Raw genomic sequence first — 19,626 nt, forward strand, 5'->3', positions numbered from 1 at the left:
GCGCCCCCGCGTTCCGAGGCTGGCTTGCGGACGAAGTCGCGGCGGTGCGTGCATGGCGCCGTCATCGCGCGTGCTATCGTGCCCGCATCGCCACCGCACGACGTCCGGAGCTGGACGTGTTCCTCCGATGAGCCAACCTGAAAACGACCTCGCGATCCTGCTGCGCACGATGCAACCCGAACTGCATCCGGGCGCGTTCGTGTTTGTCTCGCTGCCGACCGATGCGGACGTATCGTTATCCGAAACAATCGCGACGTTCCGCGAAGCGGAAGGGCTGACGGTCGTCGTCGGCGAGGAGGTGGCCGTGCGTCGCGGCTGGCCCGTGCTGTTCCGCGCCGCGTGGATCACGCTGACCGTGCATTCCGATCTCGCGGCAGTCGGCCTCACCGCGGCGTTCGCGCGGGCGCTCGGCGCGGCCGGGATCAGTTGCAACGTGATGGCCGCCGCGTACCACGATCACATCTTCGTGCCGTTCGACGACGGCCTCCGCGCCCTCGAGGCGCTCGTCGCGCTTCAGCGCGACGCGATGCACGGCTAGCGCGCGGCGCATTCGGAACACGCAAAAAAACGGGCCCGTCATCGGGCCCGCGAACGGAGAGGATTGCGCCGGCAACCGGCGCACGGCGGCTTACTTGACCGCGCCGCCCTCGAACCAGGCGGCGAGCTTCGTCCGCTCGTCGTCGGTCATGTGCGTGACGTTGCCGATCGGCATCGCCTTCAGGCGCACGGCCTGTTCGTAGATGCGCTGCGCGTTCTTCGACACTTCGTCCGGCGTGTCGAACATCACGCCCGCGGGCGCGCTGCCCATCAGCGTCGGCTTCGACGAATGGCACTCGACGCAGCGCTGCTGCAGGATCGGCATGATGTCGTTGATCACGATCTTTGGCGCGTTGGCGGCCTGCGCTTCCGGTGCGACCGGCTTCGGCATCGTCCACACCAGCGCGCCCGACAGCAGCGCGACGCCGCCGATCGGCAGGTACCACAGCTGCTTGCCGCGGTGACGCATCACGAAGAACTGGCGGATCAGCGCGCCGGCCAGCATGATCAGCACGAGCACGACCCAGTTGAACTTGTTCGTGTACGTCATCGCATAGTGGTTCGACAGCATCGCGAACACGACGGGCAGCGTGAAGTACGTGTTGTGCACCGAGCGCTGCTTGCCGCGCTTGCCGTAGATCGGGTTCGGCTCTTCGCCCTTGAGCATCTTGTCGACCATCTTGCGCTGGCCGGGGATGATCACGAAAAACACGTTCGCCGACATGATCGTCGCGAGCATCGCGCCGACGATCAGGTACGCGGCACGGCCCGAGAAGATGTGGCACGCGAGGTACGCTGCGACGACGACGTAGAGGCCGACGCAAATGCCGAGCACGCGGTCGTTGGTGCCGAGGATGCGGCACAGCGAGTCGTAGACGATCCAGCCGGCTGCGAGGAAGCCGAGCGCGGATGCGACGGCGACGACCGGGCCCATGTCGAGCACGCTCTTGTCGATCAGGTACGTGTTCGGCGCGAGCAGGTACAGCACGAAGAACAGCGAGAAGCCCGACAGCCAGGTCGTGTACGACGGCCACTTCGACCAGTGCAGGTCATCCGGCATTTCCGGCGGGGCGACCGTGTACTTCTGCATGTTGTAGAAGCCGCCGCCGTGGACGTGCCACAGTTCGCCGAATACCCCGCGCTTGCGCTGGTTCGGGTCGGTCGGCGGTTTCAGGCTGTTGTCGAGCGCGACGAAATAGAACGACTCGCCGATCCACGCGATGGCGACGATGACGTGCAGCCATCGCAGCGCGAGGTTCAGCCAGTCGGTGATGAAGCCTTCCATGAAACTCCTCCAGACTCAGATCGTTTGTCTTTGATGCGGGCGCCGATGCGTATGTCAGCTGCCGCGATAGGTGCTGTACGACCAAGGCGACACGAGCAGCGGCACGTGGTAGTGCGAGCCGGTGTCGGCGATGCCGAAGCGCAGCACGACGCGGTCGACGAAACGGGGTTCGGGCACCTTCACGCCGAGCGACGCGAAGTAGTCGCCGGCATGGAACACGAGTTCGTATTCGCCGGCGGCGAGCGCGGCGCCTTCGAGCAGGGGTTCGTCGCAGCGGCCGTCGCTATTGGTCAGCACGGTCTTGATCGCGCGGCGCGATTCGCCGTCCAGCGCGTAGAGGTCGACCTTGATTGCGGCGCCGGGACGACCGTGCGCCGTATCGAGTACGTGGGTAGTGAGCTTTCCCATTCGTTGTGTCCTTGTGTGAATGCGAGGTTCGGCGGCGACTCGATCCATTGACTGTGCGGCGGATCGAGGCTCCACGTCACGTGGCTACATACCCGTCGGCGAGGTGAAGCGAGCGCCGTGCAGGCATTGTAAAAAGGTTCCCTGCGCAAATACGGGCGCGATATCAAAGATAATGCGCCGCGCATAAGCGGCTGTCGACGGCACGCCGACAGGGCTTCCAGCGGGCGTTTCGGGCATCCGGCGGCAGGACGGACCAAGCGCGCGCGGCGTACCATATCGGAACCGTGAAGTGCGGTATTCGGGATCGCGCATTGTGCGCCGCGCGTGCTTGGGCGATCCTCCCGCCGTGCGCGTCGGCCTGTGGCCCGCGCGTACCCCCGAAGACGGCGAGCACGCCGGGTAACCGGGCCAGGGCGTTCGAACGGACGCAGGCACCGGGGCGTGCCGCGAATCAGCGTTCGAACGGCTTTGTGACCGCCCCCAGGATCAGCCCCTGGGAGCAGACCGACGCGGAGAACGCATGAACCTCGAGCAGCACGCCGGCGCACGCGCGCCGAACCCATCCCCATCCCGCCCGAAAACCCTGCTGGTCAAGCACGCCGACGTGCTCGTGACCATGGACGACACGCGCCGCGAATTGCGCGACGCGGGGCTCTACATCGAAGACAACCGGATCGTCGCGGTCGGCCCGACCGACGAGCTGCCCGACACGGCCGACGAAGTGCTCGACCTGCGCGGCCACCTCGTGATCCCGGGGCTCGTGAACACGCACCACCACATGTACCAGAGCCTCACGCGCGCGGTGCCGGCCGCGCAGAACGCCGAGCTGTTCGGCTGGCTCACGAACCTGTACCGGATCTGGGCGCACCTGACGCCCGAGATGATCGAGGTGTCGACGCTCACTGCGATGGCCGAGCTGCTGCAGTCGGGCTGCACGACGTCGAGCGACCACCTGTACATCTACCCGAACGGCAGCCGGCTCGACGACAGCATCGGCGCCGCGCAGCGAATCGGCATGCGCTTTCACGCGAGCCGCGGCGCGATGAGCGTCGGCCAGCGCGATGGCGGGCTGCCGCCCGATTCGGTCGTCGAGCGCGAACCCGATATCCTGCGCGACACGCAGCGCCTGATCGAGACCTATCACGACGAAGGCCGCTACGCGATGCTGCGCGTGGTGGTCGCGCCATGCTCGCCGTTTTCGGTGAGCCGCGACCTGATGCGCGACGCGGCCGTGCTCGCGCGCGAGTACGGCGTGTCGCTGCACACGCACCTGGCGGAGAACGTCAACGATATCGCGTACAGCCGCGAGAAGTTCGGGATGACACCCGCCGAATATGCGGAAGATCTCGGCTGGGTCGGCCACGACGTATGGCATGCGCACTGCGTGCAGCTCGACGATGCGGGCATCGGCCTGTTCGCGCGCACCGGCACGGGCGTCGCGCACTGTCCGTGCTCGAACATGCGGCTCGCGTCGGGTATCGCGCCGGTGAAGAAGATGCGTCTCGCGGGCGTGCCGGTCGGTCTCGGCGTCGACGGCTCCGCGTCGAACGACGGCGCGCAGATGGTCGCGGAAGTGCGACAGGCGCTGCTGCTGCAGCGGGTCGGTTTCGGGCCCGATGCGATGACCGCGCGCGAAGCGCTCGAGATCGCGACGCTCGGCGGAGCGAAGGTGCTGAACCGCGACGATATCGGCGCGTTGAAGCCCGGCATGGCCGCGGACTTCGCCGCGTTCGACCTGCGCCAGCCGCTGTTCGCGGGCGCGCTGCACGATCCGGTCGCGGCGCTCGTGTTCTGCGCGCCGTCGCAGACGGCGTACACGGTGGTGAACGGGAAGGTGGTGGTGCGGGAAGGGCGGTTGGCGACGCTCGATCTGCCGCCCGTCATCGAGCGCCATAACGCGCTCGCGCATGCATTGGTCGACGCATCGCGCTGAACGAAGCCTGAAGCGATACGGCGGCCGCCTTGCCGGGCGTGCCGCCAGCTGCTGGCCGTCACCGCGCCGCGACGGCGCGGGCGGCGTGTGCCGTTACGCCTCGATCAGCGTGCGGGTGGCTTCGGCGACGAGGCTGCGCAGCCAGCGCACTTCGTCGGAGTAGTGGCAGCGCTCGTGCCACAGCTGGTAGTACTGCATCGGCGGGAAGTCGAGCGGCGCCGGCACGACCGACAGCGGCAGGAACTTCGCGTAGTGATCGGCGAACAGGCGCGTGGTCGTGAAGATCAGGTCGGACTTCACGAGCACGTACGGCGCGAGGTTGAAGTACGGCAGCGTGACGACCACGTGGCGCTTGAGCCGTTCGCGCGCGAGATGCACGTCGATCGCACCGCGCTGGCCGACCGAGTACGGCGTCGGCGCGAGATGCGGCGCGTTCAGGTACTGGTCGAGCGTGAGCCCGCCGCGCTTCGCGAACGGGTGCGTGTTGCTCATCAGGCAGACGATCTCGTCGACGAACAGGTTCGACAGGTGCAGCTGCTCGGGCGGTTCGGGCCAGTTGCCGACGACGATGTCGAGCTTGCCGTCTTCCAGCGCGAGTTCGTAGTCGAACGCGGGGCCGAGCGAGTGAAACTCGAGCGTCGCGTTCGGCGCGGCCAGGCGGAAGCGCTCGACGACGGTCGGCACGAACAGCACGTTCAGGTAGTCGGGGCAGCCGATCCGGTAGCAGCGGATCGACGTGGCCGGGTCGAAGTTGTGCTGCTGGAACTTGATGCGCTCGATTTCACGCAGCGCATTCTGCACGGGCTCGAGCAGACGCAGCCCGTATTCGGTCGGCACCATGCCGGATTTGCCGCGCACCAGCAGCGGATCGCCGGTGATGTCGCGCAGGCGCCGCAGCGCGGCGCTGATCGCCGGTTGCGACTGGTTCAGTTTGACGGCCGCGCGCGTGACGCTGCGCTCCATCAACAAGGTGTGCAAGACGCGCAAGAGGTACGTGTCGATCGCCTCGCGTTGCTGACTCATGATTTCTCCGGGTTATATGTCCAGGCTGATCGAGGGGTGCTGTGGGTATATCGTTTTTAATATGAACGAAAATCAGCGTCAAGAGATGGATACCCGCAGCGACCCGCCGGCCGGGCCTCGACAAGGGGCCTGAACGGGGTTGCAAGCGGGCGCGCGGCGCCGCGCGGAGGCGCGTGTAGTGCGACTCCGGATTGCGGCGCGGCGTGTGATGCGGCGGTTGCGTCAGTCGTCGATGCGCATGCCGACCTTCAGCGTGACCTGCCAGTGAACGACCTGGTCGCCTTCGATGTGGCCGCGCGTTTCGGTCACCTGGAACCAGTGCAGGTTGTGCAGCGTCTTGCCGGCCTTCGAGATCGCGTTGCGGATGGCGTCGTCGCTCGATTGCTGCGACGAACCGGTCAGTTCGATCAGCTTGTACACGTGGTCGCTCATGATGCGCTCCCTGGGATATCGGTCTATATCGCCGGTGCAAGCTGCGGTCCCGAGGCGGCGCCGCGCGTGCCCGGCTTCTTGAGTGATAGGTATGATGGGCGGCAAGTGCAACCCATATCGGAGACGAGGAACATCGTGGAAGTCGGATTTTGCGGACCGGGATTGATGGGCGCGCCGATGATTCGGCATTTGCTGGCGGCCGGGCACCGGGTCAGCGTGTGGAATCGCTCGCGCGACAAGGCCGAGGCGCTCGTGAAGGACGGCGCGCAGGTGGTCGGCACGCCGCGCGAACTGGCGGAACGCGTCGATACGGTATTCGTCTGCGTGCTCGACGGGCGCGCGGTCGGCGACGTCGTGTTCGGCGAGCACGGGCTGCTTTCCGGTGACGCGGCGGCGCGCCGCTTGCGGCGCATCGTCGATCATTCGAGCATTCCGCCTGCCGCGACGCGCGACTACGCGGCGCGCGCGGCCGCGCTCGGCGCCGGCTGGGTCGATGCGCCCGTGTCGGGCGGCGTGCCGGGCGCGCAGGCCGGCACGCTCGCGGTGATGGCCGGCGGCCGCGCGGCCGATCTCGACGCGGTGCGGCCGCTGATCGGCACGTACGCGTCGCGCATCACGCACATGGGCGACGCGGGCGCGGGCCAGACTGCGAAGCTGTGCAACCAGGCGATCGTCACCGCGACGGTGACCGCGATCGCCGAGGCCGTCGGCCTGGCGCAGGCGAGCGGCATCGACGCCGCGCGGCTGGCCGAGGCGCTGGCCGGCGGCTGGGCCGATTCGGTGCTGCTGCAGACGTTCGTGCCGCGCATGACGTCGGGTGGTCACGCGTCGATCGGCGCGCTCAGCACGTTCCAGAAGGACGTCGACGCGATCGCCGACGCGGCGCGCGACACGGGCGCGGTGATGCCCGTGTCGGCCACCGTGCAGCAGGTGCTGCGGCTCGGCGCCGCGCAGGGGCTCGCCGGCGCCGATTTCGCCGCGTTCATCGACATCGTGCGGCCCGGCAACGGGCGTCGGCAGGCGGTGTGACGAGCAAGCGGGGCGCGTGAATGGCAGATGGGCCGCCCGGAGGCGGCCCATCGAGTGACTGGCGGTTCAGCCGAGGGAGCGTGGTGTCGTGTCGCCGGCGTTCTGGCGACCGAGCCCGCCGCGCAGGCTCGCTTTCGTGCCTGCACCAAACTCGGGCAGGATGCGCGCGCGTGCCCGGCTCGCGAATACCAGGAAGCCGAAGCCGTTCGCTTCGTACCAGTACCCGCCGTTCTCGAGGCCGTCCAGCGGCTGCTCGAGCGCGTTGGCGATCGATTCGATGCAGCGCTTGCGCAGCTCGGCGATGGCCGGATAGGGCGGCTGTGCGCCGCGCACGCTGCACAGGAGCACGTCGAGACCGGGCAGCACATGCGCGTAGAGGACGGGTTCGTCCTGCGCACGGGCGCGGGCAATCTTGGTGTCGAGCTGGGCGAAAGGTTTCGAGTGACGCAACACCGCAAGGAATGACTCCTGGCCATCCTGTTGGGCACGCCGACGTTTTTTCGGGAAGGACATAAACACTCGCCTCAAAAACAATTGCAAGAAATGCGGCACTTTCATGCGACCCACTCCCGGCTATGTACGCCGCATGTCGATCCTTTATAGCACACGAAAATGCTGCATTCGTGCAGTACGACGATCAATGTCTCCCGTCGACCTGCTCGCCCTGATCGACACAGCCAGCGTCTTGGCGCCCGTACTGTCGTTTAGTCTCCATCATAGACCCGCTTTCCCCGTGCGTGCATTCGCGCGTCACAAAAAAGTGAGATAGGCCGCAGGCGGCGGGCGGTGCACGGCACGCGCAATAAAAAGGCCCGCACGGGGCGGGCCTGGCAGGCGGGGCGATCGGCGATCAGCGCTGCTTGAGCGAATCGCGGATCTCGCGCAGCAGCACGGTGTCTTCCGGCGTCGCGGCCGGCGCGGCTTCGTCCGGCTTGCGCAGCTTGTTGATGAATTTCACCATCAGGAAAATGATGAACGCGAGGATGACGAAATTGATCGCCACCGTGATGAACGAGCCGTAGCCGAACGCGGCGACGCCGGCGGCCTGCAGGTCCTTGAACGAATCGGGATTACCCTTGAACGTCGGAGGGATGGTGCCGAGCAGAACGAACTTGTTCGAGAAATCCAGGCCGCCCGTCAGCAAGCCGATGACCGGCATGATGAGGTCTTTCACGACCGAGTCGACGATCTTCGAGAACGCGCCGCCGATGATCACGCCGACGGCGAGATCCATCACGTTGCCCTTGACGGCGAACTCCTTGAATTCCTTGATAATGCTCATGAGCGGCTTTCTCCTGGTTGGTGCGAGGGGAGGCGTGCCGCGACGCGCAGGTTCGCATTGCGTCGAATGAGGGTCGGTGGCACGCCGATGGCCGCATGATAGCGAACGCTCCCCATTGCCGGTAGTCCATCTTGAAATGATTGACAAATCCGCGCGTCGGCGCGGCCGGTCGTGCAGGGGAGCGTGGCGTGCATTGCAGCGCGTCGACGCGCTGCGGGAGGTCAGGTGTTGTCGTCCGTCCAGCCGTCGTCGTTGCTGCCGAGATCGACGTTGCCGTTGCCGCTGCTGCCGTCGCTCCAGTTCGACGCGTCGCCGTGGCCGAGGTCGAAGCCCGGGTCGGCATCCTGCCGGCGGCGCTCGCCGTCGACGATCACGTCGCGTTCGACCACGCGCTCGCGGCCGCCGGACATCGCCTCGCCGAGCAGCACGCCGGTCAGCAGCCCGCCCATTCCGCCGCCGAAACCGCCGCCGCCTTGCTGGATCACGACAGGCGGCTGCTGTTGCGGGTAGGGCTGCTGCGGATACGGCTGGCCCTGCGCGCCCGTCATGCGATCGGCTTCCTGCGCGTATACGGAGCCGCTGCCGTTCGCCGGCGGCGCGGGTTGCGCGGCCGGATCGGGTCGGCCTTCGACGCGTGCCTTCACGCTCGCATGACGCTGTTCGAGTTCGTCGACCTGATACGGCGGCACCGGATTCTTGCCGTTCGCCAGCGCCTCGACGAGCGTGCGCGCGTCGGTCTCGATCGCTTCGAGTTCGCCCGTCAGCGCCGCGGCGCCGGGCGCCGTCGACAGCTTCGCGTCGAGTTTCAGCGGACGGATGTCGTTCAGTACGTCGGTCGCACGCTTGAGCTGCGTGCGGCGTTCGTCGTCGGCGCGGCTGTTGTCGGCCGTGCGTGCGCGCCGCAGCGTCCAGCGCAGCACCAGCGCGATCACCGCGACGATCAGCCCGAGGCCGATCCACATGCCGGTCGACGGGCCGTGTTTTTCGGCCGGCGCGACGGCGGGCGCGAGCGACGGCTGCAGCGTGCCGGCCTGTGTGGCCGATGGCGCGTTGCCGCTCACGCGTGCGGCGTCGGCGCGAATGCGCGACTCGGTCTGCGCGAAGCGCGACGCGTCGGTGAAGCGCAATTGCGGATCGAGCGACTTCGCACGCTGCAGTTGCGCGAGCGCGTCGGACGCGCGGCCTTCGCGGTCCAGCACCTGCGCATACAGGTAACGCGCGTGCGCGTTGTTCGGATGGGCGTCGATGACTTGCGACAGCTGCGTGTCGGCTTGTTGCCAGTTACGCTGCGCGATCGACTGCTCGACCTGCTGCAGCGACGGTACCGCAAACGCGGCGGACGACAGCAGCATCAGCGAGAGGCCGAGTGCGGCGAGAGATTTCTTCATGGTCGAACCGGGCGCTCGCGCCCGTCTCCTGACGATCGGTTCGCGCCGCGGGCCCGGGCGGGCCGCGGCGCGGTTGCCCGCGTTTGCCGTTACTGCGCGGGCGTGTCGAGCTGCTTCTTCAGCGCGGCGAGGCGATCCTCGACCGACGGGCCCTTGTTCAGCGCGGCGAGCTTGTCGTCGAGCGCCTTGCCGCTCGACGTGTCGGCCGAATTGAGGCGCGCGTCCGAGCGTGCGTTCTGCAGCGCGACCTTGTCCTCGAGCTTCTGGAAATCCTCGGACAGGTTCTTGCCGCCGATGCCGCCCAGGGCGCTGGCAGCGACATCCTTCGCCTGCGCGATTTCCTGCTTGGCCTGCAGGATGTTCGAGCGCGCGTTCAGGTCGTTGCGGCGCTGGCGCATGTCGGCGATCTGCCCCTTCAGCTTGTCGACCGACGGCTCGAGCGTCGTCAGCTCGGCCGCGAGCGCGTCGCGCTCGGCTTCCGCGTTCGACTGCGCGGCCAGTGCCTCGCGTGCGAGCGCTTCGTCGCCGGACTGCAGCGCGCGCTTCGCGCCGTCCTCGTACTTCTTCACCTTGTCGTCGGCCGCATCGCGCTTGCTGCGCTGGGTCGCGACCTGTGCCTCGATCTCGATCAGCGAATTCTCGGCACGACCGATGCTGTCGTCGAGCTCCCGCACGATCTGCCGTGCGTCGCGCGACGGATCCTGTACCGAATCGGCCGCATCGTTCAGCAGGCCTTTGATCGTGCGCGAAACAGAGTCGAAAAGCGACATGAAATCCTCCGTGGTTGAAAGGCGCCGCGTGACCGCGGCAATGCCCGCCGCGGGCCGGTTGCGACCCGCGTGAGCCGGCGGATATTACACCACCGGTTCACTTAAATACGGCTTAAACGCGTGAGTTCAAGCGGCTTGCGTATCGGGATGACAAACCTTTCGCGATTGAAAGAAAATCGGCCGCGCGCGCCATATTGCGTGTCCATGATAGGCCGAGGATGCCGACAATACGTTCCGCAAATCACGGCGTTGCGGGAATTTTTACAAAAAATCGCGAAGGCACCCGGTCGATTTCATTAAAATGCGCTGTCACGTCGCGGGAACGGATCGCCGCGCGGCGGGGTCTGTCGACGTGACAGTCGCATCTCGATGCACCGCTCTGATCCATCCGCTTGCATTTCCGCATGCGTCCGAGGGCGCCACGTACGCCCGCCATTCCGACATGCCAATTATCAAACGACCACCTTCTTCTTCCGACAGGAACGAACCCCACTACACGCTGCGCCGTTCGCCGTCCGGGGCCTATTACCCCGATGACGACGATCGCGACCATCGCGACGACGGCCGCCGCGCACAACGCAGCGGCGGCGGCGGAGGCCGTCGCTCGTTCGGCTCGCGCGTCGCGCTGTGGTTCGTCGGCCTGTTCGTCACGCTGGCGATCGTCGGTGCGTTGATCGTCGGCTACGCGCTGGTCGTGATGGCGCCGCAACTGCCGTCGCTCGATGCGCTGACCAACTACCAGCCGAAGGTGCCGCTGCGCGTGTTTACGGCCGATCACGTGCTGATCGGCGAGTTCGGCGAGGAGCGCCGCAGCCTCGTGCGCTTCCAGGACATTCCGGACGTGATGAAGAAGGCCGTGCTCGCGATCGAGGACTACCGCTTCTACGAGCACGGCGGCGTCGATTTCGTCGGCATCCTGCGGGCGGGCGTCGCCGACCTGATGCACGGCGGCGCGCGCCAGGGCGCGAGCACGATCACGATGCAGGTCGCGCGCAACTTCTTCCTGTCGAGCGAGAAAACCTACACGCGCAAGATCTACGAGATGCTGCTCGCGTACAAGATCGAGAAGGCCCTGACGAAGGACCAGATCCTCGAGCTGTACATGAACCAGATCTATCTCGGCCAGCGCTCGTACGGCTTCGCGGCCGCCGCGCGGGTGTACTTCGGCAAGGACCTGAAGGACATCACGCTCGCGGAAGCGGCGATGCTCGCGGGGCTGCCGAAGGCGCCGTCCGCGTATAACCCGGTCGTGAATCCGAAGCGCGCGAAGGTGCGCCAGGAATACATCCTGAAGCGCATGCTCGAGGTCGGCTACATCACGCAGCCGCAGTACGACGCGGCCGTGAAGGAAGAGATCCACGTGCGCACGCCGGGCAACCAGTACGCGGTGCACGGCGAATACGTCGCCGAGATGGTGCGGCAGATGATGTACCAGCAGTACAAGGACGAAACCTACACGCGCGGGCTGACCGTCACGACGACGATCAACTCGGCCGACCAGGAAGCCGCGTACCAGGCCGTGCGTCGCGGCATTCTCGACTACGAGCGCCGCCACGGCTATCGCGGGCCGGAAGCGTCGATCAACCTGCCCGCGGCCGGCGACGACCGCGACGAGGCGATCGACGATGCGCTCGCCGATCACCCGGACAACGGCGACCTGCAGTCGGCGGTCGTGCTGTCGGCCTCGCCGAACGCGGTCGAGGTGCAGTTCGTCGGCGGCGCGACGACGACGATCGGCCCGGCCGGGCTGCGCTTCGTGTCGGCCGCGCTCGGGCCCCGCGCGAACAACGCGCTGCGCATCAAGCCGGGCTCGATCGTGCGCGTGCTGAAGGACGGCAAGACGGGCTGGCAGGTTGTGCAGCTGCCGCAGGTCGAAGGCGCGCTCGTCGCGATCGCGCCGCAGGATGGCGCGATCCGTTCGCTCGTCGGCGGCTTCGACTTCAACAAGAGCAAGTTCAACCACGTGACGCAGGCATGGCGGCAGCCGGGCTCGTCGTTCAAGCCGTTCATCTATTCGGCATCGCTCGACAAGGGCCTCGGGCCGGCGACGATCATTAACGACGCGCCGCTGTACTTCCCGCCGAGCGTGCCGGGCGGCACCGCGTGGGAGCCGAAGGACGACGACCAGCCGGACGGCCCGATGACGATGCGCACCGGCCTGCAGCGCTCGAAGAACCTCGTGTCGATCCGGATCCTCGCATCGATCGGCACGCAGTATGCGCAGCAGTACGTGACGCAGCGCTTCGGCTTCGATCCCGCGAAGACGCCGCCGTACCTGCCGATGGCGCTCGGCGCGGGCCTCGTGACGCCGCTGCAGCTCGCGACCGGCTACGCGGTGTTCGCGAACGGCGGCTACAAGGTCGATCCGTACCTGATCGCCGAAGTCGACGACGCGCGCGGCCAGGCACTGCAGAAGTCGCAGCCGGTGATCGCGGGCAGCACGGCGCCGCGCACGATCGAAGGCCGCAACGCGTACGTGATGAACAGCCTGCTGCACACGGTCGCGACGGCCGGCACGGGTGCGGGCACCAACGCACTGGGCCGCAGCGACCTGCAGGGCAAGACGGGTACGACGAACGACGCGAAGGACGGCTGGTTCGCCGGCTACCAGCAGTCGCTCGTCGCGGTCGCGTGGATGGGCTTCGATCAGCCGAAGAGCCTCGGCAGCCGCGAATTCGGCGCGCAGCTTGCGCTGCCGATCTGGGTGAATTACATGCGCACCGCGCTGAACGGCGTGCCGGAGCAGCAGATGCCGATGCCGGACGGCCTGACCTCGCTCGACGGCGAGCTGTTCTACGCAGATCGCACGCCGGGCAACGGCTTCGTCGGGAACGTCGACATCAATCCGGCCGAGAATGCGATCAGCGCGAACGACGCACTCGGCTCGGCCGGCGCGGCAGGGCTCACGCCGCCGCCCGTCACGCCGCAGGAGAAGCAGCAGATCATGGACATGTTCGAGAGCAAGTAAGCGGTACGCCGCTGTTCCGGCATGCGACGGGCGCCTTCGGGCGCCCGTTTTTTTGCGCGCTGCCGGCAGGTAGCGGGAGACGCCGAATCAGAACGACGCGCAGGCCGGCATGAACGTGATACCGACCGACTCCTGACGGAACCGCTCCGCGTACGCGTGACGGATCGCGGCGAGCCGCGCGTGCGTGTCGGGCGTATCGTCGGCGATGATACGGATCACGAAACTCTGTTCCCGTGTGATGTTGCCGGTCGCGCGATCGCGCCATTGGCCGTGCGTGTCCCAGTACGTGAAGCCGTCGGGGAAGCGCGGCGTGACGGTGTCGGCGAGGAACGTCGCGCGTTCGGCATCGGTGACGGGGCCGCGTCCGGCGATGTCGCGTCCGAACAGCAGGTCGGCCTGCAACATGCGGCTCGCGCCCGGCTGCGTGCAGGCCGGCTGCGCGCCGGCGACGGGCGAGGGTGGTGCCGCGCAACCGGCGAGCAGTGCGATCGCCACGGCGGCGATCAGCGGCCGCGCGCGGCGCCGCCACATTGCAGCCCATAGCGGCCGCATTTGCTCATTTCGCGTCCGACGACCTCCGTGCGCGCAAAACGCTGCGCGCTCAACCACTTGCGTGCTTGTTCGGCGGGTTATCAACAGGGCTGTCAACATAATCTGGGGATAACCCTAGGTCGGTTCGCTGGCGCCTGGCGCGCGGTCAGTGCTGCCGTTTCGCGTGCGCGAGATGCATGCCGAGCGTGCCGGGGTCGGTGTTGGTGCCCGACAGCAGCACGCCGACGCGCTTGCCCTGCAGCGTTTCGCGCAGCGGGCCGAGCAGCGCGGCGAGCGCGGCTGCGCAAGCCGGTTCGACCGACAGCTTCAGGTGCGAGAACAGGAACAGCATCGCGGCGCGCAGCGCGTCGTCGGACACGGTCACGATGCGGTCGACGTGGCGCCGGCACAGCTGGTAGCTGTATTCCTCGGTGTGCGGCGCCATCAGCGAATCGGCGATCGTCTGCATCGCGCTCATCTTGATCGTGTGATTCGCCGCGAAGCTGCGGCTCATCGCGTCGGCGCCTTCCGGCTCGACGCCATACACGTGCACGCGCGGATTCGCGAGCCGCAGCGCGGTCGCCATGCCGGCCGCGAGCCCGCCGCCGCCGATCGGCACGATCACCGCGTCGAGGTCGGGCGTCTGCGTCGCCCATTCGTAGCCGAGCGTCGCGGTGCCGAGGATCGTGTGATAGCCGTTGAACGGATGGATGAAGAAGCGGCCTTCCTCGGCCTCGATCCGCCGCACGAGATCGAACGCCTGCGATGCGCTGCCCGCGAGCACGACTTCCGCGCGGTACTGCTTGCACTGCGCGATGCGCGACGGGCTCGCGGTATGGAACATCACGACCTTCGCGCTGCTGCCGAGCCGCATCGCCGCATACGCGACGGCTGCCGCATGATTGCCGGCCGACACGCAGGTGACGCCGGCATCCTTGCGTGCCTCGTCGAGCGCGAGCAGGTGCGTGAATGCGCCGCGCGCCTTGAAGCTGCCGCTCGCCTGCAGCAGTTCGAACTTGAAGTTGACGTGCGTGCCCTCGAGGGACGGCAGGTCGGCGCGTTCGAACACGGGCGTTCGCGCGACCCAGGGCGACAACGCGAAATGCTGCGCGGCGATTTCGTCGAGCGTCGGAATCGGCTCGCCGTCGATCGTCGTATGGGCAGTGCCCTGCTGTTCAGTCGACATGACGTGGCGGGTGGCGGGAGGCAGTCAGTGCGCGTCGACCGACATGCTGCGGATGAACTTGCGCAGGAACTGCTCGCAGCCGGCGAGCTGCGCGAGCTCGACATATTCGTTCGGCTTGTGCGCCTGCTCGATATTGCCGGGCCCGCACACGACGCTCGGGATGCCCGCGCGTTCGAACAGGCCGGCTTCGGTGCCGTACGCGACCTTGCGCTTGTCCTGGTCGGCGGTCAATGCGCGCACGAGCTGCGTGATCGCGGCCTGTTCGGTCGCGTCGAGGCCGGGCGCCGCGGCGATCTTCGAGAACTCGATCGCGGCATTCGGATGCTCGCGAAGCATCTGCGGCAGCAGCGTTTGCTGCGCATACGCTTCGATGCGCGTGAAGATCTGCTCGGGATCGAGCGTCGGCAGGTTGCGGAACTCGAAGTCGAACCGGCATTCGGCCGGCACCGTGTTGATCGCGTTGCCGCCCTGGATCGTGCTCGTCTGCGCGGTCGTGAACGGCACGTCGTACAGCTCGTCGAACGGGCCTTCGGCGCGAAAGCGTTCGGCGATGTCGCGGATGTGGCAGATGAGGCGCGCCGCGTACTCGATCGCGTTGAGCCCCTTCGGCGTCAGCGACGAATGCGCCGCGTGGCCGCGCACGCAGCAGCGGTACGCGTTGATGCCCTTGTGCGCGATGATCGGCCGCATGCTGGTCGGCTCGCCGACGATGCAGCCGGACGGTTGCACGCCGCGCTTGACGAGGTCGGCGATCATCAGCGGCGCGCCCGCGCAGCCGATTTCCTCGTCGTAGGAAAGTGCGAAATGGATCGGCTTCGCGAGCTTCGTCGCCTGCATTTCGGGCAACAGCGCGAGCGCCGTGCCGATGAACCCCTTCATGTCGCAAGTGCCGCGGCCGTACAGGCGGCCGTCGCGGATTTCCGGCGCAAACGGGTTGCTGTCCCATTGCTGGCCGTCGACCGGCACGACGTCGGTATGCCCGGACAGCACGATGCCGCCGTTCGTCGAGCCGTCGTGCGCGGGCACCGTCGCGAACAGGTTTGCCCAGCCTTCGCGCGGATCGTGCGTGATCGTCGACGCGATGCCTTTCGCGGCGAGCGCGTCGCGCACCGTTTCGATCAGGCCGAGATTCGGCACGCGGCTCGTCGTGTCCATCGACACCAGTTGCTTGACCCAGGGCAGGCCGATCAGCGATGCGTCGCCTTGGGTTGCGGCGGACGGCGCCGTCGCGTCGAGAGTGGACATGGCAAAACTCCGTCTGATGAATGGGAAAATCATACTCAAAAACGCGGCGGCCCGCCTGCGCCGGGCGCGGTGCGGTGCAGCATCGCCGCGGCCTTCAGCGCACCGCGGCGGCCGCTCCCTGCTTCGGCGCGAGCGCGCGCAGCGTTTCCTTGATCGTCGACACGCGGATCGCGAGATCGGGCGAGCGCGTCTCGATGCGCAGCTTGTCCTGGCCCGCGAGCTTGATGTGCCGGTGCTTCTGCACCATGTCGATGATCCGCATCGGATCGATCGGCGGATTCGGCTCGAACTGCAGCCCGATCGCTGCTTCGCTCGCGTCGATCTTCACGATGCCGAGCGGCTTCGCGGCGATGCGCAGCCGGTGCGTCTCGACGAGTGCGTGCGCCTGCGGCGGCAGCTTGCCGAAGCGGTCGATCAGTTCCTCCTGGATGCCGTCGATCGCGTCGCCGTGCTCGCAGTTCGCGAGACGCTTGTACAGCGACAGCCGCTCCTGCACGTCCGCGCAGTAGTCGGCCGGCAGGATCGCGGGCGCATGCAGGTTGATTTCCGTCGTCGCGGCGAGCGGCGCGGTGAGGTCGGGCTCCTTGCCGTTCTTCAGCGCCTTCACCGCGTCGTTCAGCATGTCCGTATAAAGCTGGAAGCCGATCTCGTGGATCTCGCCCGACTGCTTGTCGCCGAGCACTTCGCCGGTGCCGCGGATCTCGAGGTCGTGCATCGCGAGATAGAAGCCCGAGCCGAGTTCCTCCATCTGCTGGATCGCTTCCAGCCGGCGCTGCGCCTGCTTGGTCAGCGCCTGCGGATCGTGGACCAGCAGGTACGCATAGGCCTGGTGATGCGAGCGGCCGACGCGGCCGCGCAACTGGTGGAGCTGCGCGAGGCCGAACTTGTCCGACCGGTGCATGAGGATCGTGTTCGCGCTCGGCACGTCGATGCCGGTCTCGATGATGGTCGTGCACAGCAGCACGTTCGCGCGCTGCGCGACGAAATCGCGCATCACGCGCTCGAGCTCGCGCTCGTGCATCTGGCCGTGCGCGATCACGATGCGCGCTTCGGGCACGAGTTCCTCGAGCATCGCCTTGCGGTTCTCGATCGTCTCGACCTCGTTGTGCAGGAAATACACCTGGCCGCCGCGCTTCAGCTCGCGCAGCATCGCCTCGCGGATCACGCTTTCTTCCTCGCGGCGCACGAAGGTCTTGATCGCGAGCCGCTTCTGCGGCGCGGTCGCGATCACCGAGAAATCGCGCAGCCCTTCGAGCGCCATCCCGAGCGTGCGCGGGATCGGCGTCGCGGTGAGCGTCAGCACGTCGACTTCCGCGCGCAGCGCCTTCAGCGCTTCCTTCTGGCGCACGCCGAAGCGGTGTTCCTCGTCGATGATCACCAGGCCGAGGCGCTTGAACTGCACGTCCGACGACAGCAGCTTGTGCGTGCCGATCACGATGTCGACGCTGCCTTCGTTGATCTGCGCGATCGCCGTGTTCACTTCCTTCGCGGTCTTGAAGCGCGACAGCTCGACGATCCGCACCGGCCAGTCCGCGAAGCGGTCCACGAAGGTCTGCGTGTGCTGCTCGGCGAGCAGCGTGGTCGGCGACAGCAGCGCGACCTGCTTGCCGCCCATCACCGCGATGAACGCGGCGCGCAGCGCGACCTCGGTCTTGCCGAAACCGACGTCGCCGCACACGAGGCGGTCCATCGGCTTGCCGCTCGTCATGTCGCCGATCACGGCCGCGATCGCGGCAGCCTGGTCGGGCGTTTCCTCGAAGCCGAAGCTTTCCGCGAATTTCACGTAGTCGCGCGGGTCGAGCGCGAACGCGTGGCCTTCGCGGGCCGCGCGGCGCGCGTACAGGTTCAGCAGCTCGGCGGCCGTGTCGCGGATCTGCTGCGCGGCCTTGCGCTTCGCGCGCTCCCACTGGCCGGAGCCGAGCGCGTGCAGCGGCGCGCTGTCGGGATCGGCGCCGCTGTAGCGCGAGATCACGTGCAATTGCGCGACGGGCACGTAGAGCTTGCTGTCGCCCGAGTATTCGAGATGCAGGAATTCGGTCTCGCCTTCGCCGAGATCCATCGACACGAGGCCCATGTAGCGGCCGATGCCGTGCTGCGCGTGGACGACCGGGTCGCCGACCTTCAGCTCCGACAGGTCGCGCACCATCGCGTCGACGTTGCTGGCCTGTTCCTGCCGGCGGCGGCCCGCGCGGCGGCCGAGCGCGCCGTACAGCTCGGTTTCGGTGACGATCGCGTAGCCTTCGCCCGGCACAGCGAAGCCGTTCGCGAGCGGCGCGACGCCGAGCGCGAAGCGTTCGTCGCTCGCGAGCCAGCCGGCGAAGTGGTCGTTCGACACCGGCCGCAGATGGTGCTCGGCGAGCAATTGCAGGATCGTCTCGCGGCGGCCGGCCGATTCGACGGTCAGCAGCACGCGCTTGCCCGACGATTCGACGAACGTACGCAGCGACGCGAGCGGATCGTCGGAATGCCGGTCGACGGTGAGCTCGGGCAGCGCGGTCGCCCAGCCGCCGGCCGGTTGAGCGGGCAGCACGACGCGTGCGAACGGCTTCGCGAGCGCGAAGAAATCCTCGTCGGACAGGAACAGGCGCTGCGGCTCCAGGATCGGCCGCTCGCGATCGTGCGACAGGAACGCGTGGCGCTGCTTCGTATCGGCTGTGAAGCGGCGGATCGAGGCTTCGAGATCGCCGGTGAACACGAGGTGCGCGTCCTGCGGCAGGTAGTGGAACAGCGTGGCCGTTTCGTCGAAGAACAGCGGCAGGTAATACTCGATGCCGGCCGACGGCACGCCGTTGCCGATGTCCTTGTAGATCGGCGCGCGGCTCGGGTCGCCTTCGAAGGTCTCGCGCCAGCGGCTGCGGAAGGCCGTGCGCGCGGCTTCGTCGAACGGGAACTCGCGGCCGGGCAAGAGGCGCACGTCGCGCACCGGGTAGAGGCTGCGCTGCGTGTCGGGGTCGAACGCGCGGATCGAGTCGACCTGGTCGTCGAACAGGTCGATCCGGTACGGCAGCGGCGAGCCCATCGGGTACAGGTCGATCAGCGAGCCGCGCACGCAGTATTCGCCGGGCCGCACGACCTGGCTCACGTGCTCGTAGCCGGCCAGCGTGAGCTGCGCCTTCAGCCTCGCCTCGTCGAGCCGTTCGCCCTGCGCGAACGCGAACGTGTACGCGGCCATGAACGACGCGGGCGGCATCCGGTACAGCGCGGTGGTCGCGGGCACGAGCAGGATGTCGCAGCGGCCTTCGCCGAGATCGTGCAGCGTCGCGAGCCGCTCGGACACGAGGTCCTGGTGCGGCGAGAACGTGTCGTACGGCAGCGTTTCCCAGTCCGGCAGCAGGCGTACGCGCGCATCGGGCGAGAAGTAGCGGATTTCCTGCGAGAGCCGCTGTGCGTCGACCGCGTTCGCGCAGATCACCGCGAGGAGCGGCACGTCCCGGCGGTTGTCGGCGAGATAACGGGCGATGGCGAGCGCGTCGGCGGAACCGTGCGCGCCGTCGAAGGCAAAGCGCTGGCCGGGTTTGACGCGGGCAACGGGCGAGGCGGACAGGGTGGAAGCGTTATCTGGCATAGGGACGGCAGGGGTGGCGTGCACGGGCGCATCGCGGTGCGCCG

General features: G+C 67.5%; 16 protein-coding genes. 4 read left to right on the plus strand and 12 right to left on the minus strand.

Annotated elements, in window-relative coordinates:
* Nucleotides 1-127: 127 nt before the first annotated feature.
* Nucleotides 128-538 (plus strand): ACT domain-containing protein, encoded by a 411-nt coding sequence (locus AC3WLY_RS32200; RefSeq protein WP_175961059.1) that lies wholly within the window; start codon nt 128-130, stop codon nt 536-538.
* Nucleotides 539-628: 90 nt separating this feature from the next.
* Here the strand turns inward: AC3WLY_RS32200 and AC3WLY_RS32205 are convergent, their stop codons facing one another.
* Together AC3WLY_RS32205 and uraH are read right to left on the minus strand one after the other, a co-directional pair.
* The gene (locus AC3WLY_RS32205; protein WP_152864392.1) at nt 629-1,822 is read right to left on the minus strand and encodes a urate hydroxylase PuuD; all 1,194 of its coding nucleotides are present in this window, start codon (nt 1,820-1,822) and stop codon (nt 629-631) included.
* A gap of 54 nt (nt 1,823-1,876) precedes the next feature.
* Nucleotides 1,877-2,230, minus strand: coding sequence for a hydroxyisourate hydrolase (gene uraH, locus AC3WLY_RS32210; protein ID WP_011352401.1), 354 nt, complete (start codon nt 2,228-2,230; stop codon nt 1,877-1,879).
* Nucleotides 2,231-2,750: 520 nt separating this feature from the next.
* On the opposite strand from uraH, the gene AC3WLY_RS32215 reads away from it, so the two are divergent.
* Nucleotides 2,751-4,163 carry an 8-oxoguanine deaminase gene (locus tag AC3WLY_RS32215; RefSeq protein ID WP_310141109.1) on the plus strand — a complete coding sequence of 471 codons (1,413 nt, stop codon included), beginning with the start codon at nt 2,751-2,753 and terminating at the stop codon, nt 4,161-4,163.
* A gap of 93 nt (nt 4,164-4,256) precedes the next feature.
* Here the strand turns inward: AC3WLY_RS32215 and AC3WLY_RS32220 are convergent, their stop codons facing one another.
* The gene (locus AC3WLY_RS32220) at nt 4,257-5,186 is read right to left on the minus strand and encodes a LysR substrate-binding domain-containing protein (protein ID WP_006478550.1); all 930 of its coding nucleotides are present in this window, start codon (nt 5,184-5,186) and stop codon (nt 4,257-4,259) included.
* A gap of 222 nt (nt 5,187-5,408) precedes the next feature.
* Nucleotides 5,409-5,618, minus strand: coding sequence for a dodecin (locus AC3WLY_RS32225; RefSeq protein ID WP_011549586.1), 210 nt, complete (start codon nt 5,616-5,618; stop codon nt 5,409-5,411).
* 135 nt (nt 5,619-5,753) lie between these two features.
* On the opposite strand from AC3WLY_RS32225, the gene AC3WLY_RS32230 reads away from it, so the two are divergent.
* Nucleotides 5,754-6,647, plus strand: a complete 894-nt coding sequence (locus tag AC3WLY_RS32230; protein WP_175961055.1) for an NAD(P)-dependent oxidoreductase — start codon at nt 5,754-5,756, stop codon at nt 6,645-6,647.
* A 66-nt stretch (nt 6,648-6,713) separates the two neighbouring features.
* Here AC3WLY_RS32230 and AC3WLY_RS32235 read toward each other — a convergent pair whose 3' ends face one another.
* The 4 genes from AC3WLY_RS32235 to AC3WLY_RS32250 form a co-directional block, all read right to left on the minus strand.
* Nucleotides 6,714-7,160, minus strand: a complete 447-nt coding sequence (locus AC3WLY_RS32235) for a hypothetical protein (protein WP_027784713.1) — start codon at nt 7,158-7,160, stop codon at nt 6,714-6,716.
* 337 nt (nt 7,161-7,497) lie between these two features.
* A complete protein-coding gene (mscL, locus tag AC3WLY_RS32240) occupies nt 7,498-7,929 on the minus strand; it encodes a large conductance mechanosensitive channel protein MscL (protein ID WP_175961053.1) in 432 nt (143 codons plus the stop codon).
* Nucleotides 7,930-8,150: 221 nt separating this feature from the next.
* On the minus strand, nt 8,151-9,317 hold the full coding sequence (locus AC3WLY_RS32245) for a tetratricopeptide repeat protein (RefSeq protein WP_310141116.1): 1,167 nt from the start codon (nt 9,315-9,317) through the stop codon (nt 8,151-8,153).
* 89 nt (nt 9,318-9,406) lie between these two features.
* The gene (locus AC3WLY_RS32250; protein ID WP_059233905.1) at nt 9,407-10,087 is read right to left on the minus strand and encodes a PspA/IM30 family protein; all 681 of its coding nucleotides are present in this window, start codon (nt 10,085-10,087) and stop codon (nt 9,407-9,409) included.
* A 442-nt stretch (nt 10,088-10,529) separates the two neighbouring features.
* Between AC3WLY_RS32250 and AC3WLY_RS32255 the strand changes: the two genes are divergently transcribed.
* On the plus strand, nt 10,530-13,055 hold the full coding sequence (locus AC3WLY_RS32255; protein WP_492308778.1) for a penicillin-binding protein 1A: 2,526 nt from the start codon (nt 10,530-10,532) through the stop codon (nt 13,053-13,055).
* 87 nt (nt 13,056-13,142) lie between these two features.
* On the opposite strand, the gene AC3WLY_RS32260 is transcribed toward AC3WLY_RS32255, so the two are convergent.
* The 4 genes from AC3WLY_RS32260 to mfd all read right to left on the minus strand — a co-directional run bounded on the left by AC3WLY_RS32260 (nt 13,143) and on the right by mfd (nt 19,582).
* Complete coding sequence (locus AC3WLY_RS32260; RefSeq protein ID WP_244137304.1) at nt 13,143-13,607, minus strand: DUF3574 domain-containing protein; 465 nt, start codon at nt 13,605-13,607, stop codon at nt 13,143-13,145.
* A 145-nt stretch (nt 13,608-13,752) separates the two neighbouring features.
* Nucleotides 13,753-14,772, minus strand: coding sequence for a threonine/serine dehydratase family protein (locus AC3WLY_RS32265; protein WP_072437137.1), 1,020 nt, complete (start codon nt 14,770-14,772; stop codon nt 13,753-13,755).
* A gap of 24 nt (nt 14,773-14,796) precedes the next feature.
* The gene (argE, locus tag AC3WLY_RS32270) at nt 14,797-16,017 is read right to left on the minus strand and encodes an acetylornithine deacetylase (RefSeq protein WP_175961045.1); all 1,221 of its coding nucleotides are present in this window, start codon (nt 16,015-16,017) and stop codon (nt 14,797-14,799) included.
* Between the two features lie 94 nt (nt 16,018-16,111).
* Complete coding sequence (gene mfd / locus AC3WLY_RS32275) at nt 16,112-19,582, minus strand: transcription-repair coupling factor (RefSeq protein ID WP_492308777.1); 3,471 nt, start codon at nt 19,580-19,582, stop codon at nt 16,112-16,114.
* Between the last annotated feature and the right edge of the window lie 44 nt (nt 19,583-19,626).

It is taken from the genome of Burkholderia sp. FW306-1C-G01B (genome assembly GCF_058781685.1).

Coding starts and splice junctions, on each gene's coding strand:
- AC3WLY_RS32255 (WP_492308778.1), top strand. CDS start 10,530: ATGCCAATTATCAAACGACCACCTTCTTCTTCCGACAGGAACGAACCC.
- mscL (WP_175961053.1), bottom strand. CDS start 7,929: ATGAGCATTATCAAGGAATTCAAGGAGTTCGCCGTCAAGGGCAACGTG.
- AC3WLY_RS32200 (WP_175961059.1), top strand. CDS start 128: ATGAGCCAACCTGAAAACGACCTCGCGATCCTGCTGCGCACGATGCAA.
- mfd (WP_492308777.1), bottom strand. CDS start 19,582: ATGCCAGATAACGCTTCCACCCTGTCCGCCTCGCCCGTTGCCCGCGTC.
- AC3WLY_RS32205 (WP_152864392.1), bottom strand. CDS start 1,822: ATGGAAGGCTTCATCACCGACTGGCTGAACCTCGCGCTGCGATGGCTG.
- uraH (WP_011352401.1), bottom strand. CDS start 2,230: ATGGGAAAGCTCACTACCCACGTACTCGATACGGCGCACGGTCGTCCC.
- AC3WLY_RS32250 (WP_059233905.1), bottom strand. CDS start 10,087: ATGTCGCTTTTCGACTCTGTTTCGCGCACGATCAAAGGCCTGCTGAAC.
- AC3WLY_RS32265 (WP_072437137.1), bottom strand. CDS start 14,772: ATGTCGACTGAACAGCAGGGCACTGCCCATACGACGATCGACGGCGAG.
- AC3WLY_RS32245 (WP_310141116.1), bottom strand. CDS start 9,317: ATGAAGAAATCTCTCGCCGCACTCGGCCTCTCGCTGATGCTGCTGTCG.
- AC3WLY_RS32215 (WP_310141109.1), top strand. CDS start 2,751: ATGAACCTCGAGCAGCACGCCGGCGCACGCGCGCCGAACCCATCCCCA.
- AC3WLY_RS32260 (WP_244137304.1), bottom strand. CDS start 13,607: ATGCGGCCGCTATGGGCTGCAATGTGGCGGCGCCGCGCGCGGCCGCTG.
- AC3WLY_RS32225 (WP_011549586.1), bottom strand. CDS start 5,618: ATGAGCGACCACGTGTACAAGCTGATCGAACTGACCGGTTCGTCGCAG.
- AC3WLY_RS32235 (WP_027784713.1), bottom strand. CDS start 7,160: ATGTCCTTCCCGAAAAAACGTCGGCGTGCCCAACAGGATGGCCAGGAG.
- argE (WP_175961045.1), bottom strand. CDS start 16,017: ATGTCCACTCTCGACGCGACGGCGCCGTCCGCCGCAACCCAAGGCGAC.
- AC3WLY_RS32220 (WP_006478550.1), bottom strand. CDS start 5,186: ATGAGTCAGCAACGCGAGGCGATCGACACGTACCTCTTGCGCGTCTTG.